Annotated in this window: 3 protein-coding genes and 1 pseudogene; 1 reads left to right on the forward strand and 3 read right to left on the reverse strand. The window is 70.0% G+C overall.

Going from position 1 to position 1,834, the window contains the following annotated elements; translation table 11 throughout:
• Positions 1 to 96: pseudogene (locus ACIKT0_RS17715) on the reverse strand (non-homologous end joining protein Ku); the annotation flags it as partial.
• Complete coding sequence (locus ACIKT0_RS17720) at positions 60 to 1,205, reverse strand: extracellular catalytic domain type 1 short-chain-length polyhydroxyalkanoate depolymerase (protein WP_407106658.1); 1,146 nt, start codon at positions 1,203 to 1,205, stop codon at positions 60 to 62. The gene ACIKT0_RS17720 and the pseudogene ACIKT0_RS17715, both read right to left, overlap by 37 nt.
• A 116-nt stretch (positions 1,206 to 1,321) precedes the next feature.
• Between ACIKT0_RS17720 and ACIKT0_RS17725 the strand changes: the two genes are divergently transcribed.
• Complete coding sequence (locus ACIKT0_RS17725) at positions 1,322 to 1,579, forward strand: DUF3297 family protein (protein WP_183394717.1); 258 nt, start codon at positions 1,322 to 1,324, stop codon at positions 1,577 to 1,579.
• Between the two features lie 6 nt (positions 1,580 to 1,585).
• Here ACIKT0_RS17725 and ACIKT0_RS17730 read toward each other — a convergent pair.
• On the reverse strand, positions 1,586 to 1,834 hold a 249-nt coding region (locus tag ACIKT0_RS17730), incomplete at its 5' end, for a GreA/GreB family elongation factor (protein WP_407106659.1).

Here is a 1,834-nt window from a genome sequence, read left to right on the forward strand (position 1 = left end):
CCGGACTTCGTAGTCGAAGTTCAGCGTCGTCGCGATCAGACCGCTTCCGTGCGGCCGTATCAGCAGGGTCCGGACCCGGCGAAATAGGAGGCTGCGGGTTCGGGTCGGCGGGCGATCGCCTGCCTGCTCGCCAGCTCTTCCTCGGCCACGGCGTCCGAAAGGCCCCAGAACTTTGCGATCAGCCGGGTCGACGAGACGCCGACGTCCAGCATGTAGGGGCCCTTGCGCTCGCCGAGCCGGGCGTCGAGCGGCGTCCCGTGGCCCATCCCGGCGATGACATGCAGCTCCACGACGTCACGTCCCCCGGAGCGCCATACGCGCCTGAGATGGCCGTTGGAGACCTCCTCGTGGAACTCGCCGTGAGGCGCGCCGTGCACCTCGACCCATTGCTTCACGAGGTTCTCGGCGTTCTTCGGCACGACCGTGGTGTCCGCCGCCCCGTGCCAGATCGATATCCGCGGCCAGGGCCCGGCATGGGGCGAGCCCGCCCGAACGAGATCGCCGAGCTCGCTCGCGGAGCGATCGCCCGGGCGCGACATGGCCTCGAACGCTTCGGGTATGCTCCGCGCCGCGCCGCACGGCAGGCCCGCGATCACCGCGCCGGCGGCGAACACCTCGGGATAGTCGGCGAGCAGGGCGCTCGCCATCGCGCCTCCGGCCGACAGGCCCGTGACGAAGATCCGGCTTTCGTCGATCCCGTGGCGATCGACCATGAGGGCGATCATCTCGCGGATCGAACGGGTCTCGCCCAGCCCCCGCGCCGCGTCGGCGGCCAGGAACCAGTTGAAGCAGCGCTGCGCATTGTTGGCTCGCTGCTGCTCGGGATAAAGCACAGCGAAGCCTTCGCGCTCCGCGAGCCGCGTCCAGCCTGCGTGGGAATCGTAGCCGTGGGCGTCCTGCGTGCAGCCATGCAGCACCACGACCAGCGGCGCGCCGGCCGGAAGATCGCGAGGCGCATAGGCGAGCATGCGCAGCGCGCCCGGATTGGGACCGAACTGCTCGACCTCCTGAAGGCGGCGCTCGCCGGAAGCGGAGCCCGCAGCGCGTTTCGGGCGCGCGGCCGTCCATGCGTCCCATCGGTTCCGCTCACGCGGACCATTCCGGCCGTCCTGATCGCGTTTGGCCAAGGCCGCCTCCTGCTGATGCGTTGCGTCCTGTCGCGCCGCCCTGATGTGGATGCTGCATCGCGCAAAACAATATTGCATCGCAGCAACAGCGACGTGCGGCGGCACCCGCCGCCGGCCATCATTCGGCCTCAGACCCGGGCTTGACGCCGCCACGGCGATCGTGGACCAACACCGCGACTGAAGGAGCTGACCGAATGGCCGACACGCCGCCCGACCGCCTGTCCGTGAATCCCGAGAGCGAGTTCTACGACGAGGCCGCTCTGGCCCGCGGCGTCGGCATCCGGTTCAAGGGCGTCGAGAAGACGAATGTCGAGGAGTATTCGGTCAGCGAAGGCTGGATAAAGGTAGCGGCCGGAACGGCGCGGGACCGCGCCGGCAACCCCATGACGCTCAAGCTCAAGGGCGCGGTCGAGCCCTATTTCAGGGACGACGCCGACAGCGCCGGCGGCTGACCGCCTTCACTCGATCGCCACCACCTCGACGGTCCCGTTCGGGATCGTCGCCTCGTCTCCGACGGCCTTGCCCATCAGGGCCCGCGCGAGCGGGGCGATATAGGAGACCGAGCCCCTGGCGGGATCGGCCTCGTCCTCTCCCACGATCCGAAAAGTCTGCCGGCGGCCGTCCTCCCGCTCGAAGGTGACGCGCGCGCCGAACGTGACGGCGGTGGGCGCGGGCGTGGGCGGAACGAGCTCCGCGGTGGCCCGGCG

Source organism: Hansschlegelia beijingensis, assembly GCF_045505405.1.
Taxonomy (GTDB): Bacteria; Pseudomonadota; Alphaproteobacteria; order Rhizobiales; family Methylopilaceae; genus Methylopila; species Methylopila beijingensis_A.